The 15143-nt window shown below is 63.5% G+C and carries 14 protein-coding genes; 10 read left to right on the top strand and 4 right to left on the bottom strand.

The features are described 5' to 3' along the window. Nucleotides 1-39: 39 nt before the first annotated feature. The 3 genes from RA24_RS05900 to RA24_RS21705 all read left to right on the top strand — a co-directional run bounded on the left by RA24_RS05900 (nt 40) and on the right by RA24_RS21705 (nt 4742). Nucleotides 40-1536 carry a calcium-binding protein gene (locus tag RA24_RS05900; protein ID WP_039190459.1) on the top strand — a complete coding sequence of 499 codons (1497 nt, stop codon included), beginning with the start codon at nt 40-42 and terminating at the stop codon, nt 1534-1536. A gap of 205 nt (nt 1537-1741) precedes the next feature. Continuing rightward, nucleotides 1742-3124 carry a calcium-binding protein gene (locus tag RA24_RS05895; RefSeq protein ID WP_152612815.1) on the top strand — a complete coding sequence of 461 codons (1383 nt, stop codon included), beginning with the start codon at nt 1742-1744 and terminating at the stop codon, nt 3122-3124. Between the two features lie 196 nt (nt 3125-3320). Further along, nucleotides 3321-4742, top strand: coding sequence for a calcium-binding protein (locus RA24_RS21705; RefSeq protein WP_052269541.1), 1422 nt, complete (start codon nt 3321-3323; stop codon nt 4740-4742). A 54-nt stretch (nt 4743-4796) separates the two neighbouring features. On the opposite strand, the gene RA24_RS05885 is transcribed toward RA24_RS21705, so the two are convergent. From RA24_RS05885 to RA24_RS05875, 3 genes are all read right to left on the bottom strand, one after another. Then, the gene (locus RA24_RS05885) at nt 4797-5759 is read right to left on the bottom strand and encodes a DUF3179 domain-containing protein (protein WP_039190552.1); all 963 of its coding nucleotides are present in this window, start codon (nt 5757-5759) and stop codon (nt 4797-4799) included. Between the two features lie 154 nt (nt 5760-5913). Next, on the bottom strand, nt 5914-6462 hold the full coding sequence (locus tag RA24_RS05880) for a peptidylprolyl isomerase (protein WP_039146157.1): 549 nt from the start codon (nt 6460-6462) through the stop codon (nt 5914-5916). Continuing rightward, nucleotides 6455-6961: a peptidylprolyl isomerase gene (locus tag RA24_RS05875; RefSeq protein WP_019296866.1), complete on the bottom strand. Its 507-nt coding sequence runs from the start codon at nt 6959-6961 to the stop codon at nt 6455-6457. The genes RA24_RS05880 and RA24_RS05875 overlap by 8 nt, the downstream gene beginning before the upstream one ends. Nucleotides 6962-7101: 140 nt before the next feature. Here RA24_RS05875 and RA24_RS05870 point away from each other — a divergent pair, with 140 nt between their 5' ends. The 3 genes from RA24_RS05870 to RA24_RS05860 all read left to right on the top strand — a co-directional run bounded on the left by RA24_RS05870 (nt 7102) and on the right by RA24_RS05860 (nt 10025). Continuing rightward, entirely contained in the window at nt 7102-8292 is a 1191-nt protein-coding gene (locus tag RA24_RS05870; protein WP_039190457.1) for a phosphoglycerate kinase, read from the top strand. Between the two features lie 141 nt (nt 8293-8433). Next, a complete protein-coding gene (locus RA24_RS05865) occupies nt 8434-9576 on the top strand; it encodes a M24 family metallopeptidase (RefSeq protein ID WP_039190455.1) in 1143 nt (380 codons plus the stop codon). Between the two features lie 149 nt (nt 9577-9725). Further along, nucleotides 9726-10025 carry an FtsB family cell division protein gene (locus tag RA24_RS05860; RefSeq protein WP_019296869.1) on the top strand — a complete coding sequence of 100 codons (300 nt, stop codon included), beginning with the start codon at nt 9726-9728 and terminating at the stop codon, nt 10023-10025. Between the two features lie 51 nt (nt 10026-10076). On the opposite strand, the gene RA24_RS05855 is transcribed toward RA24_RS05860, so the two are convergent. Further along, nucleotides 10077-10832: an SDR family oxidoreductase gene (locus RA24_RS05855; protein WP_039190550.1), complete on the bottom strand. Its 756-nt coding sequence runs from the start codon at nt 10830-10832 to the stop codon at nt 10077-10079. 304 nt (nt 10833-11136) lie between these two features. On the opposite strand from RA24_RS05855, the gene pdhA reads away from it, so the two are divergent. The 4 genes from pdhA to RA24_RS05835 are packed head-to-tail and all read left to right on the top strand — an operon-like array spanning nt 11137 to nt 15106. After that, on the top strand, nt 11137-12126 hold the full coding sequence (gene pdhA, locus RA24_RS05850; protein ID WP_039146169.1) for a pyruvate dehydrogenase (acetyl-transferring) E1 component subunit alpha: 990 nt from the start codon (nt 11137-11139) through the stop codon (nt 12124-12126). Nucleotides 12127-12142: 16 nt separating this feature from the next. Further along, nucleotides 12143-13516, top strand: a complete 1374-nt coding sequence (locus RA24_RS05845; RefSeq protein WP_039190453.1) for a pyruvate dehydrogenase complex E1 component subunit beta — start codon at nt 12143-12145, stop codon at nt 13514-13516. A gap of 8 nt (nt 13517-13524) precedes the next feature. Beyond that, nucleotides 13525-13785, top strand: a complete 261-nt coding sequence (locus tag RA24_RS05840; protein WP_039190451.1) for a hypothetical protein — start codon at nt 13525-13527, stop codon at nt 13783-13785. A gap of 1 nt (nt 13786) precedes the next feature. Beyond that, nucleotides 13787-15106, top strand: coding sequence for a pyruvate dehydrogenase complex dihydrolipoamide acetyltransferase (locus RA24_RS05835; protein WP_039190449.1), 1320 nt, complete (start codon nt 13787-13789; stop codon nt 15104-15106). The last annotated feature ends 37 nt before the right edge of the window (nt 15107-15143 follow it).

The raw sequence follows: 15143 nt of genomic DNA, 5'->3' as shown, positions 1-15143 counted from the left end.
CAACCCCGGCCTGCAAAGCCCCACGTTTCAGGACACATAATGGCGAATATTGTTGTTACGGACGCATCCAATACCGTCCCGGAATATGATCTTTCCAATTTTGACATCAGCAACGTCACCGTCGTTTCCGCCACTGGCTCAACTTTCACGGTGCGCTACGAAGGTATCACTGCCGTCTTCAAAGGCACCTTTGCCTACAACGGCGCAGGCGTGCCTGCGGACGGCAGCACCATCCAGTCCATTTCCCTGCGCTATAACGGAACCGAGTTCACCTCCATAACCGGTCTCAGCCTGACCTATCAGGACCTGGCACAGGGCGATCTCGAGAGCGTGCTGGAGACCGCACTGGGCGGCAATGACAGCTACACCTCTGCTTACAATGGCGGCGAGTACATCCGAACCTACGGCGGTAATGACACCATCCAGGCCGGCAGCGGCCAGGACACCATCAATGGCGGCAGCGGACACGACACCTATGTCATCAGCAACCCGGCTGATGGCCTCGGTTACGGCTTTGACTCGACCTTCGGCTTTAGAATCTACGACGCCCAGGGCCAGGTTCTGGACTATTTATACAACGTTGAAACGGTCAAGGTCGGCAGCAAAACCCTCCGGGTCCAGGAGGGCGGCGACGGCGCCGATCTGCTGAGTGCCAAAAACCCCAGCGGAACGTCCAGCCGGGATATCATCAATGGCCGCGAAGGCAATGACACGATACGCGGCGGGCATAAGTCCGACGTGCTTCTGGGCTGGACCGGCGAGGACAACATCCACGGCGGCGCCCAGTATGACTTCATTGCAGGCGGTTTTGACAACGACCACCTGTCCGGCGGCAGCGGCAGTGACAAGGTTTGGGGCGAATACGGCAGCGACAAGGTGTACGGCGGTACCGGCAACGACACCCTGGTCGGCGGACAAGGCAGCGACTCCCTGTATGGCGGATTGGACAACGACACACTCAAAGGCGATGATACCTATTCCTCACACGGCCATGACCAGCTTTACGGCGGCCGCGGCAATGACCGGCTGGAGGGCCATGGCGGCAACGACAGCCTGTATGGCGGCAAGAACCACGATACCATTTACGGCGGTTCCGGCGATGATGTGCTCTACGGCGAAACCGGCCATGACACCCTGCAGGGCGGCACCGGCAACGACACCCTGCGCGCCAACGGCGGTGACGACTACCTGTCGGGCGGCTCCGGCAACGACCTGATCGAGGGCGGCGTCGGCCATGACACCCTGTACGGACGCTCCGGCAGCGACACGCTGCGCGGCCAGGCCGGCGATGACCAGCTGCACGGCGGCACCGGCGCGGATGTCTTCATCTTCCACCGCGGCTACGGCAATGACACCATCCAGGACTTCACTGCCGGGCAAGATCACATCAAGATCGGCGTCGGCGCCAACGGCATGGATGATCTGGAGTTCCAGACCCGCGGCGATGACGTGCTGGTGTCCTTCTCCAACGTGACCATCCTGGTCGAGGACATCACCCTGGCGCAGCTGCAGGACGCGGACAACTTCCTGTTCTAACGGCGGTGGAGCGTTGCAATACCCAAAGGCGCGCACGAGCCGGCGCGCCTGTTTCGCCCGTTAAAGCTGCAAAAACATCACGTTTACCCTACGGAAAGCAATTCCCCGCCTTGAACCTTTCAGGCCAATCGGGCAACAGGCATTTAGATTGCATTAACCCTCCGGGTTTCAACCCAAGCATTGCTAAGACCGAGAGGCTGTTTCCATGGCGACTTTTACCGTAAATGACTCCAGCTACAATTGGAGTGTGGGCGCGCTCAAAGACTACCGGATCTATAACTACTCTGCTGGAACCGTCACCAGCAGTGTTGTCGTGGTGAATGGCAGCACCTATTCCGGCCAGTCCGTAACCGTAACCTACACTGGCAGCTTCAGCGCTGCGGGCGGCACGGTTTTCGGAACTCTCACCGGCGTCTCGGTCAAAATCAACGGATCGACTGCGATGTCCGCATCCGGCATGAATGCATCGTTCTACACCTACTCCAACGGAACCACGAGCTCCTTCGTTGATGACGCCACCGAAGGCAACGACCTGTTCAACATCACCTCCACCCGCACCAGCACATGGCAGCTGGGGGACGGTAATGACACCATCAACTCCGGCAACGGCAATGAATACATCTACGGTGGCGACGGTATCGACCGGCTGATTGTCGATGGCAAATTGTCCGCAGCCAGCTTCTCCTCCAGCTACGGCCGGATGATCCTGGACGGCTCCGACGGCCGCGACTACCTGAGCTCCGTCGAGCTGGTGCAATTCAGCGACCGCACGGTCAGCGTGAAGGTCGGCAGCTCGTCTTCCAACAAGATCAACGGCGACCGTTTCTCCCGCACCCCGGACGACATTCTTCTGGGCGGCAACGGCAACGACACGATCTCCGGCCGCACCGGCAATGACAGCCTGATCGGCGAATCCGGGACCGACGTTCTCTACGGCCAGAGCGGCCACGACAAACTGTACGGCGGCGCCGGCGGCGACCGTCTCCACGGCGGCGAGGGCAATGACACCCTCAAGGGCGGCGATTCCGCCAGCGAGACCGGCGACGACAAGCTTTACGGCGAGCGCGGCAACGACCGGCTGGAAGGCCAGGCCGGCAACGACAGCCTGTTCGGAGGCAAGAACCACGACACTATTTTCGGCGGCGCCGGCAATGACGTGCTCTATGGCGAAACCGGCCATGACACCCTGCAAGGCGGCACCGGCAACGACACCCTGCGCGCCAACGGCGGTGACGACTACCTGTCGGGCGGCTCCGGCAACGACCTGATCGAGGGCGGCGTCGGCAATGACACCCTGTACGGCCGCTCCGGCAGCGACACGCTGCGCGGCCAGGCAGGCGATGACCAGCTGCACGGCGGCACCGGCGCGGATGTCTTCATCTTCCACCGCGGCTACGGCAATGACACCATCCAGGACTTCACCGCCGGGCAGGATCACATCAAGATCGGCGTCGGCGCCAACGGCATGGGCGACCTGGAGTTCCAGACCCGCGGCGATGACGTGCTGGTGTCCTTCTCCAACGTCACCATCCTGGTCGAGGACATCACCCTGGCGCAGCTGCAGGACGCGGATAACTTCCTGTTCTGACAGCTCCCGCCACTAACAAACGAACCAAGGCGCGCCCTGCCCGGCGCGCCTTTTACGCGCTGTAAGCTGCGAAGCTATTCGTTCCGCCTAGGTGCAGGAGCCCGCAGGCCTTGCGGCTTGTGATTGAGCGATTTACACTCACAGTGATACTTGGGACCGATACCTTTCCCGTATAAATGGCAGGACATTTCTGAGTATGGCAAAAATTGTTGTTACGGCCGCCTACGACAGCGGAACCAACTATCTCAATCAGTATAACGCATTTGCTGCCGAACTTCAGATCCGCTCCGCCAGCGCCACCAGATTGGAACTGGTTTACAAGGACACCGTCCTCCTTTTCGAGGGCGCGTTTACCTATGATGCCTCCGGCACCCCCGCAGCTGACAGCCGCATAACTGCATTTTCCCAATGGTATGCGGGTGCAATGTACTACGAAATCAGCGATTTCGATCTGACGTATCAGGATCTTGCCGAAAGTACCGTTTACAGCTTTCAGATCAAAGCGGTGGCGGGTGATGACACTTTCACATCCTACGCAAACAGTAGCGTCCGCTACTGGACAGGGGACGGCAACGACCGTCTCATGGGCAGCCCTCGCACGGACTACCTGTCGGGCGGTAGCGGCAACGACACGATCTATGGCGGAAACGGCTACAACCGGCTCAAGGGCGATGACGGCGAAGACCGCATGTATGGTGGCAAAAACGTCGATCACTTGACCGGCGGCGAAGGCCGGGATGTGCTCTATGGCGGTGCTGGCCGCGACTATGTCAGCGGCCAGCAGGGCAACGACACGCTGTTTGGCGGCAGCGGCGGGGACGGTCTAGTCGGCGGAAAGGGGCATGACCTGCTCAACGGCGGCTCCGGGGATGACTACCTGCTCGGAAAAACCGGCACCGACAGGCTCTGGGGCCAGACCGGCAACGATAGGCTAGTAGGCGGGAGCGGGTGGGACACCCTTCACGGGCAGGCCGGTGGTGACGTTCTTGAAGGGGGTAAAGGTAACGACCTTCTTTACGGCGGCGAAGGAAGTGACACCCTGAAAGGTTATGGTGCCAGGGCCGAAGCCAGCGATGACACCCTTTACGGCGAACAGGGCAACGACCGGCTGGAGGCAAACAGCGGCGCTGATCTCCTCTATGGCGGCACCGACGACGACACCCTGTACGGCGGCCCGGGTGATGACCTGCTCTTTGGGCAAACAGGCCACGACACCCTGCAGGGAGGCATGGGCAACGACACCCTCAAGGCGGGCAGCGGTGACGATTTCCTGTCAGGCGGCTACGGCGGCGACATTCTTCTGGGCGAAGCGGGCAGCGACACCCTGCACGGGCGTGCCGGCAATGACACGCTGCGGGGCATGGCGGGCGATGACCTGCTGCACGGCGGCACCGGCGCCGATGTCTTCGTCTTCCACAGCGGCTATGGCAATGACACCATTCAGGATTTCACCGCCGGCCTGGACCGCATCAGGATCGGCACAGGTTCCTCCGGCATGGGCGATCTCAATTTCCAAACCCAGGGGGATGACGTGCTGGTGTCCTTCTCGAACGTGACCTTGCTGGTTGAGGACATTACCCTGGCGCAGCTGCAGGACGCGGATAACTTCCTGTTCTGACAGCGGTTTCCGCAGCAAATAATAGAATGGCGCGCCCTGCCCGGCGCGCCTTATTCATTTCAGCATCCATCTGCCCTCCGGCCAGAAGGCGTGGAAGGCAAAGGCGAACATCACGTCATGCGCCACGTCCCGGCCTGTCCCGTCCCGAACCCGGACGCTGCCGATATCGCGCCCCTGCGCCAGCCGGCCCGTATCCAGGGCTGAGGCCTGCCCCGCCCGCCAGCTCAGCACAAGCCCGGCCTCGCGGATCTCGCCTTCCTTGGCCAGCCGGTCCAGCGGCCAGGCGCGGCTGCCAACCCGCACCACCCGCGCCATCGGCGCCACCCCATGCGGCGGCGGGCTGCCGTCATAGAGGAACGGCCATTTCGCGGTGTCATAGCCGCGGTAAGGATTTCGCCCGTAATCCCGGTTCCAGCCCGGCTCTGCCATCACCAGCCCGTCCGGGTTGCGCGCGGTGAACTCCCGCCAGCTCTCGACCCAGCTCGGCAGCGTCCTCAGCCTGGTGCCGGTCATCCGCCCGACGATGCCGGTGCCGGTTGCCTGCTGCCACCAGCTCTGGCTCTCGCGGTCATACATCACCATGTCGGAAAACCGCAGCTTGCCGCTGACGCCAAAACTCAACATGCCTGCCGCCGTGCGCCGGTCAAATGTCACTGCCGAGTTGCATAGCGGGCAATAGGTCACAGCCACCGGCACCCCGGCCACCACGTCGTTCACGATCTCATGCCAGGTCAGGTAGCGCAGCGGATAGGCCCGTGGCTTGGCCCCTTCCATCTGCAGCGTGATCACCGGCTCCCGCGGCTTCAGCCGCCGCGCCTTGGCGGCCTCCACGAACTGCGGCTCATCCAGCGCCGGGATCGCGTCCTTGCCCACCCCGCCAGAACGGATCTGGCGCCACTCCGGCACATTGGTGCGGCTGAAATCGGTCTGCGGCCACTCCCGCTTCCAGACCTGCGGATCGGCGGCAGCACCCGACGGCAGCAGCAGCGCCAGACACAACAAAACACCTTTGAACATGATCAAACGCCTCCTGCCCCAGTAAACGGCGGCAGAGCGGCGCAGAACAGAGGGCGGCACGGGCTTGTGACCTGCCGTTAGCGCCCGGCAATAGCAAAGGCCCGCCCCCGGAATGCCGGGCGCGGGCCTCATTCTTGCGGACAACCGGACCCGATTACTCGGTCACGGTCACCTTGGTCATCGCATCCGGCTGGCCGATCACAGAACCGTTGTTGCCGGCGCCGCGCTTGATTGCATCGACCACATCCATGCCCTCGGTCACCTTGCCGACAACCGTGTACTGGCCGTTCAGGAAATGGCCCGCATCAAACATGATGAAGAACTGCGAGTTGGCGCTGTTCGGGCTTTGCGAACGCGCCATGCCCACGACGCCGCGGTCAAACGCCAGGTCGGAGAACTCGGCCGGCAGGTCCGGGCGGCTGGAGCCGCCGCGCCCGGCGTAGCTCATGTCGCCGCCGATCCGGCCGAACTCCACGTCGCCGGTCTGCGCCATGAAGCCCTCGATCACGCGGTGAAACACCACGCCATCATATTGGCCTTCCGCCGCAAGTGCGGTGATCTGCTCCACATGCTTGGGCGCCACATCCTCAAAGAGGTCGATCTTGATGGTGCCGTTGGCTTCGCCTTCGACCTGGACCTCCAGGCCGGTGGCAAAGGCAGGCCCTGCCGCCAGCAGGGCCACCAGCGAAAGCGCCTTACGCATCCGCAGCAACCTTTACGGAGATCATCCGGTCCGGGTTCGCAGGCGGCTCGCCGCGGGTGATCGCGTCCACATGCTCCATGCCTTCGATGACACGGCCGTAAACGGTGTACTGGCCGTTCAGGAAGTGGTTGTCCTTGAAGTTGATGAAGAACTGCGAGTTGGCGGAGTTCGGGTTCTGCGAGCGTGCCGCGCCCAGGGTGCCGCGGTCATGCGGCAGCTTGGAGAACTCGGCCGGCAGGTCGGGCAGGCTGGAGCCGCCGGTGCCCGCCATGCGGATGTTGAAGCCGTCTTCCATGTCGCCGTTGGCCACATCGCCGGTCTGCGCCATGAAACCGTCGATCACGCGGTGGAAGCAGACGTTATCATATTCGCCGCCGCGGGCCAGTTCCTTCATCCGCTCGGAATGCTTCGGCGCCACGTCGGGCAGCAGCTCGATCACCACATTGCCGTCTTTCAGCTCGATGATGATGGTGTTTTCGGGATCTTTAATCTCGGCCATCTGGCCCTCCTGTCGTCGAAATTTGCACAGATACCTAAGCCCAGAGCCCGGAAATGCCAAGGGAGCATTGACTGATGCGCAAAAACCCCCGAAACAGCGCGCGGATTTATCGGCAATTTCACCAATAAGGGGTCTCGCAGATGGGCTGGAAAACACTCGACGACATGGATCTGAACGGCAAGCGCGTGCTGGTGCGCGTGGATATCAACGTGCCGATCGTCGACGGCGTGGTGACCGACTCCACCCGCATCCGCCGCATCGCCCCCACCGTGCGTGATATTCTGGCCGCGGGCGGCAAGCCGATCCTGCTCGCCCACTTCGGCCGCCCCGGCGGCGAGCGGCGCGAGAACCTGTCGCTGAACCAGCTGGTGCCGACGCTGGAGCGCGCCTTTGAAACCAAGGTCCTGTTTGCCGCCGATTGCGTCGGCGCAGGCGCCGAGGCCGCCGCAGACGCGCTGCAGCCGGGCGAAGTTCTCCTGCTTGAAAACACCCGCTTCCACGCCGCCGAGACCAAGAACGACCCGGACCTGGCCGCCGGCATGGCGCGCCTGGGCGAGGTCTACTGCAACGACGCCTTCTCCGCCGCCCACCGCGCCCACTCCTCGACCGAGGCACTGGCCCGCCTGCTGCCCGCCTGCGCCGGCCGCCTGATGCAGGCCGAACTCGAAGCGCTGGAAAGTGCGCTCGGCCAGCCGCAGCGCCCGGTGACTGCCGTGGTCGGCGGTGCCAAGGTCTCCACCAAGCTGGAACTGCTGGGCAACCTGATTGAGAAGGTCGACCACCTGGTGATCGGCGGCGGCATGGCCAATACCTTCCTGGTCGCCAAGGGCCTGCCGGTCGGCATTTCGCTGGCCGAACGCATCATGAAGGACACCGCAGCCGAAATCCTGGCCAAGGCCGAGGCCGCGGGCTGCGAGATCATTCTGCCCTCCGACATCGTGGTCGCCAAGAAGTTCGAATCCAATGCCGAGCACGAGGTTCTGCCCGCCGATCAATGCCCCGAGGACGGCATGATCCTGGACGCAGGCCCGGACAGCGTCGCCCGCATCATCGAGGTCTTTGCCAACAGCAAAACCCTGATCTGGAACGGCCCGCTGGGCGCGTTTGAGCTGGAACCCTTTGATGCCGCCACCAACTCTGCCGCGCTGAAAGCAGCGGCCATGACCCGCTCCGGCCAGCTGATCTCTGTTGCCGGCGGCGGCGACACCGTGGCGGCGTTGAATGCCTCCGGTGCTGCCGGCGACTTCACCTATATCTCCACTGCCGGCGGCGCCTTCCTGGAATGGATGGAAGGCAAAGTGCTGCCCGGCGTTGCGGCGCTGGATCAGTAAGCCAAATACACATCTGCATGACCGCGCCCCGGCCTCACCGCCGGGGCGTTTTCTTTGTCACGGGACAATAAATGCTTTGCCCCGGCCCTGCCCGCCCCCTTAGCGTCACGGCAAAACACCGGTGCAGCAGGGAGGCCCGCCATGTTCCAGGACCGCATGACCCGTCTCAGGCAGAAGATGGCAGAGGCCGACATCGGCGTGGCGCTGATCACCGACGACGACAGCGTCTACTACCTGTCCGGCTATTACGACTACCTGCATATGGAGTTCGGCCGACCAACCATCCTGGTGGTCCCGCGTGACGGCCCGTCCCTGCTGATCACCCCGGTGATCGACGTGGTGATGGCGGAGGAGGTCGCGCAGGTGGACCGCATCGCCGCCTGGAACGACGGCGACGGGGCTGAATGGCGCGCTGAACTGCCAGCCGCCTTGGCAGGCGCCGCCCGCATCGCGGTTGAACCGGACCACATGCCGCCGATGGTGCGCGCCTGCGTTGGCGAACTGGCGGGCGGAACCGAGATCACCAGCATCACCCCGGCACTGTCGGACCTCAGGATGATCAAATCCTCCGAAGATCTGCAACTGGCCCGCCACGCAGGCCAGGTTGCCGGTGCCATGATGGCCGCAGGCCGCGGCGCCATCGCCGCCGGCGTGCCGGAATACGAGGTCGCCATCGCCACCTCTCAGGCCGGCACCCGCACCGCGGCAGCGCTGCTCAGCACCCACTACAGCGATGCCAACATGTCACCCAGCACCCATTTCCTGCAGATCATGGCCTCAGGCCGGGACATTACCAAGACCCACCACCGCGCCTCCACCCGCATCATGCAGCACGGTGAGCCGGTGTTCCTGTGTTTCTGCGGCATGACCAATTTCCACCGCTTCAAACTGGGCTTCGACCGCACCTTCTGGATCGGCGAAGCGGACCCGGAACAGGCCCGCATCTATGAGGTGGCCGTGGCCAGCCAGAAGGCCGCGCTGGACGTCCTCGGCCCCGGCGTTCAGGCGCAGGAGGTGCACCGCGCCTATGCCGGGGTGATCCAGGACGCAGGCTTCAGCTACCCGTTCCGCTGCGGCCGCGCCACCGGCTTCAGCTTTCTGGAACGCCCGCAGCTGGTGACCGGCGACACAACCGTTCTGCAGCCCGGCATGGTGTTTGCGGTCGACGGTTCTGTCGCCACGGATACCTTCCGCGCCCAGGTCGGCGACAGCTTCATCATCACCGGTGACGGCTACGAGCAGATCACCACCCACCCCAAGGCACTGCAGGACATGATCCTCTGACCATCCCGGCGCCCGCCAGAACCCCATAAAAAACACGCCCGCGGACAGATTTGGGATTCCCAAGCACAGCCGCGTGTGGCATGCTGGTTTCAGACGCCGGCAAACGGCGCAAAATACAACATGAGCAGTAACATACAGGCACCTCCAAAGTGACCCGAAGCAACCGCCCGTCCCTGGGCGCCATCACCTTTTTTGCCATCGCCTTCGCGCTCAGCGCGTACTTCACCTTTGCGGCGGTGCAGGGCGACTTCGGGCTGTTCAGACGGGTTGAGATCCAGGCCGAAGCAGAAGAACTTCAGCAGGATCTTGGCCGCCTCCAATCCCGCATCAGCGAGATGGAAAATCTGACACGCCGCCTGTCCGACGATTACCTCGACCTTGACCTCCTTGACGAACAGGCACGCACGGTTCTCGGTCTCGTCCGCGCGGACGAGATCGTGATCCGCTGATCCGGTCGGAAATGTCTGCCGCCAGCCGCACAGCAGCCAGCGGCAGCAAAGTCAAATCAACCGGGCCGAAATACCGCCATCAACAGAGACCGGAGCACCGGTCACAAAGCTTGCTCTGTCCGACAGCAGAAACAGCGCCGACTGGGCAATCTCCTTCGGCTCCGCCATCCGCTTTAGCGGGTGCAGACCAGCGATGAACTCATGCACCGCCGGATCGTCCCCGGCCATATCCGTCCTGGTGCCCCCCGGCAGGATCGTATTCACCCGGATCCCCTCCGCCGCATGGTCTGAGGCCAGCGACTGCGTCAGCCCCAGCAGCCCGGCCTTCGACGCGGCATAGGCCGCCATGCCCGGCATGCCGCCGTTGCTGACACCCACAAAGGTTCCGGTAAAGACAATGGACCCGCCGCCCCGCCGCTGCAGCGCGGGGATCTGCGCCCGGGCTGACAGAAATGCGCTGGTGAGATTGGTCGTCAGGACGGATTGCCAATTGCCGGGCTCCATCTCCGCAACGGGACCCACATCCCCCATCATGCCGGCATTGTTGAACGCGCCATCAAGTCCGCCGAATTGTTCCTCGGCCAAATCAACAAGCGCCTTGGCATAAGGTCCGTCACAAACATCTCCGGCCAGAAAAGCCGCGCGCCCGTTGCTCTGCTCGATCTGCCCGGCAAGGGCGCGCAGCCGTTCCTCCCGGCGCGCGCCCAGCACCACATTTGCCCCCTCAGCGGCAAACAGCAGCGCCGCGGCCGCGCCGATCCCGCTGCTCGCCCCGGTAATGATGATTGTCTTGTCTTTCAGTTCCATGGTCATGCCTTTCCTTTTGTGCATGCCATTCAGGTAAGGAGGAGAGACAACACGAAGCGACCCGGTTCTTGCGCTTGCCGCGGCACCCGGACCGGAACCGCAAGATCCGGGCCGGCAGGGCACCTTCGAACAGACCCGCACGGCCCCCGCCTCTTGCCCGGAACCGTTGCATTTCTGCGCGCCAATCGGCGGATCTTTACCCTGCGTCCAGCCCGCGGCAGAATAGCACTATTCAGCCGGGCCAAAACCCGCTATGAATTTGTTTAACACTAAACTATCTAGCCTTCAGGGGGAGCTGACCACCATGGCCGCTAGAAAAAGCGCAAAGAAACCAAACGTTTCTGCCGAAGAACTGACGAAACACTACCGCGAGATGCTGCTGATCCGCCGATTCGAGGAAAAGTCGGGCCAGCTCTACGGCATGGGGCTGATCGGTGGTTTCTGCCACCTCTACATCGGCCAGGAAGCGGTTGTTGTGGGGCTTGAGGCCGCAGCCGAGGAAGGCGACAAACGCGTCACCTCTTACCGCGACCACGGCCACATGCTGGCCTGCGGCATGGACCCGGACGGCGTCATGGCCGAGCTCACGGGCCGCGAGGGCGGCTACTCCAAGGGCAAGGGCGGCTCCATGCACATGTTCTCCAAGGAGAAGCATTTCTATGGCGGCCACGGCATCGTCGGCGCCCAGGTGCCGATCGGCGCGGGCCTTGCCTTTGCCGACAAGTACAAGGGCAACGGCCGCGTGACCTTTGCCTATTTCGGCGATGGCGCAGCCAACCAGGGCCAGGTCTACGAGACCTTCAACATGGCTGCCCTGTGGAAACTGCCGGTGGTCTTCGTGATCGAGAACAACCAGTACGCCATGGGCACCTCGCAGCAGCGCTCCACCTCCAGCGCCGAGATCTGGGAACGCGGCAAGGCGTTCGGCATCCCGGGTGAAGCGGTGGACGGCATGAACGTGCTCAGCGTCAAGGAAGCCGGCGAGCGCGCCGTGGCCCACTGCCGCAGCGGCGACGGCCCCTATATCCTCGAAGTGAAGACCTACCGCTACCGCGGCCACTCGATGTCGGACCCGGCCAAGTACCGCACCCGCGAAGAGGTCCAGAAAATGCGCGAGGAGCGCGACCCGATCGAGCAGGTCCGCGAGATGCTGCTGACCGGCAAGCACGCGACCGAGGAAGACCTCAAGGCGATCGACAAAGAGATCAAGGAGATCGTCAACAAATCCGCAGAATTCGCCAAGGAAAGCCCCGAGCCCGCCCTGGACGAACTCTGGACCGACATCTACGCCTGAGAGGGAAGAACAAGACATGGCAACTGAAATTCTGATGCCCGCCCTGTCGCCGACCATGGAGGAAGGCACCCTGGCCAAATGGCTGGTCAAGGAAGGCGATACCGTAAGCTCCGGCGACATTCTGGCCGAGATCGAAACCGACAAGGCAACGATGGAGTTTGAAGCCGTCGACGAAGGCACCGTCGGCAAGATCCTGATCGGTGAAGGCACCGAAGGCGTCAAGGTGAACACCCCTATCGCGGTCCTGCTGGAAGACGGCGAAAGCTACGACGCCTCCGCCGCCCCTGCCCCGGCTGCTGAAGCTCCGGCACCGGCAGCTGAGGCGCCCGCAGCCCCTGCTGCTGCCGCCGCCGCGCCCGCACCGGTCGAAAGCCGCGTGCTGGAACCGGACTACCCGGAAGGCACCGAAATGGTTCAGACCACCGTGCGCGAAGCGCTGCGCGACGCCATGGCCGAGGAAATGCGCCGCGACGAGGACGTGTTCCTGATGGGCGAGGAAGTCGCCGAGTATCAAGGCGCCTACAAGGTCTCCCAGGGCCTGCTCGATGAATTCGGCGCCAAGCGCGTGATCGACACCCCGATCACCGAGCACGGCTTTGCCGGCATCGCCACCGGCGCGGCCTTTGGCGGCCTGCGCCCGATTGTCGAGTTCATGACCTTCAACTTCGCCATGCAGGCGATTGACCACATCATCAACTCGGCGGCCAAGACACTCTATATGTCCGGAGGCCAGATGGGCGCCCCGATGGTGTTCCGCGGCCCCAACGGCGCTGCCGCCCGTGTCGGTGCCCAGCACAGCCAGGACTACGCCGCCTGGTACATGCAGATCCCGGGGCTCAAGGTGGTGATGCCCTACTCCGCCGCCGACGCCAAAGGCCTGATGAAGACCGCGATCCGCGACAACAATCCGGTGATCTTCCTGGAGAATGAAATCCTCTACGGGCAAAGCTTTGAAGTGCCCAAGATGGACGATTTCACCGTGCCGTTTGGCAAGGCCCGTATCTGGCGCGAAGGCTCTGACGCCACCATCGTCTCCTTCGGCATCGGCATGAAATACGCACTGGAAGCGGCAGACAAGCTGGCCCAGGACGGCATCTCGGCTGAGGTCATCGACCTGCGCACCCTGCGTCCCATGGACCTGCCCACGGTGATTGAATCGGTCAAGAAGACCAACCGCCTGGTCACCGTCGAGGAAGGCTGGCCGCAGGGCTCCGTCGGCAGCTACATCGCCTCCGAGGTGATGCAGCAGGCGTTCGACTATCTCGACGCCCCGGTTGTGACCTGCACCGGCAAGGACGTCCCGATGCCCTATGCCGCCAACCTGGAACGCCACGCGCTGATCACCACGGATGAGGTGGTCGAGGCGGTGAAGCAAGTGACCTACCGCTAAGGACGAAGATGGACATCAGGGGCCGCGATCCCGAAACCGAATGCTACCGCGTCACGCTGACCGTCGACGGGCGCACAGTCACCGCACTGGTTCCCGAACGGCTGGCAGCAGACACACGGCTCATCGGCTCGCGGCCCTCCCATCAGGAAGCCTACGTCTGGATGGCGGAGAAGAAAGACAAGATCGAAGCCGCGATAACCCAACTGGCCCGCGGCACCAAGCGCCCCAGGGCGCCCTATGACCAAATTGTTCTGATTGAGGAGCGCTGACATGCCCACCGAAATCCTGATGCCCGCGCTTTCTCCCACCATGGAGGAAGGCACCCTTGCCAAATGGCTGGTCAAGGAGGGCGACACCGTCTCCTCCGGCGACCTGATCGCCGAGATCGAAACCGACAAGGCCACCATGGAATTTGAAGCCGTGGACGAAGGCGTGGTCGGCAAGATCCTGATCGCCGAAGGCTCCGAGGGCGTGAAGGTCAACACCCCCATCGCGGTGCTGCTGGAAGACGGCGAAAGCGCCGATGACATCCAGTCCTCCGGCGGCGGCGCTGCTGCCCCGGCCAAGGAAGAGGCCCCCGCGGCCAAAGCGGAAGCCCCCGCAGCCGCGCCCAAGGAAGAGGCCAAAGCCGCCCCCGCTGCACCGCAGGGTGCTGACGGCAGCCGCATCTTCGCCTCGCCGCTGGCCCGCCGCATCGCCGCCGACAAGGGCCTGGACCTGAGCGCCATCAAGGGCTCCGGCCCCAAGGGCCGCATCGTCAAGGCTGACGTCATGGATGCAAAGCCGCAGGCCGCAGCCGCTGCTGCACCGGCAGCTTCCGCTCCGGCCGCCGCACCTGCCGCTGCTGCAGCCCCTGCCGGCCCCTCTGCCGACATGGTTGCCCGCATGTACGAGGGCCGCGCGTTCGAAGAGGTCAAGCTGGACGGCATGCGCAAGACCATCGCCGCCCGCCTGACCGAGGCCAAGCAGACCATCCCGCATTTCTACCTGCGCCGCGACATCCAGCTCGACGCGCTGCTGAAATTCCGCGGTGAACTGAACAAGCAGCTCGAAGGCCGCGGCGTCAAGCTCTCGGTCAACGACTTCATCATCAAGGCGGTGGCCCTGGCGCTGCAGGCGGTGCCGGACGCCAACGCGGTCTGGGCAGGCGACCGGGTGCTGAAAATGAAAGCCTCCGACGTGGCGGTGGCCGTTGCCATCGAGGGCGGGTTGTTCACCCCTGTCCTGCAGGACAGCGACACCAAATCCCTGTCGGCGCTATCGGCAGAGATGAAAGACCTCGCCTCCCGCGCCCGCGAGCGCAAGCTGGCACCGCATGAATACCAGGGCGGCAGCTTCGCAATCTCCAACCTCGGCATGTTCGGCATCGACAACTTCGACGCCATCGTGAACCCGCCGCACGCGGGCATCCTGGCGGTCGGCTCCGGCGTCAAGAAGCCGGTTGTCGGCTCGGATGGCGAACTGAAGGTCGCCACCGTGATGAGCGTCACCATGTCGGTCGACCACCGCGTCATCGACGGCGCCCTCGGCGCGGACCTCTTGCAGGCCATCGTCGACAACCTGGAAAACCCGATGGTGATGCTGGCCTGAGGGGTCGCCAATGAAAAAACAAAGCCCCGGCCTCCGC

The sequence above is a fragment of the Leisingera sp. ANG-M6 genome (assembly GCF_000813905.1).
Lineage (GTDB): Bacteria > Pseudomonadota > Alphaproteobacteria > Rhodobacterales > Rhodobacteraceae > Leisingera.
This window is presented reverse-complemented; position numbering and strand designations above follow the sequence as displayed.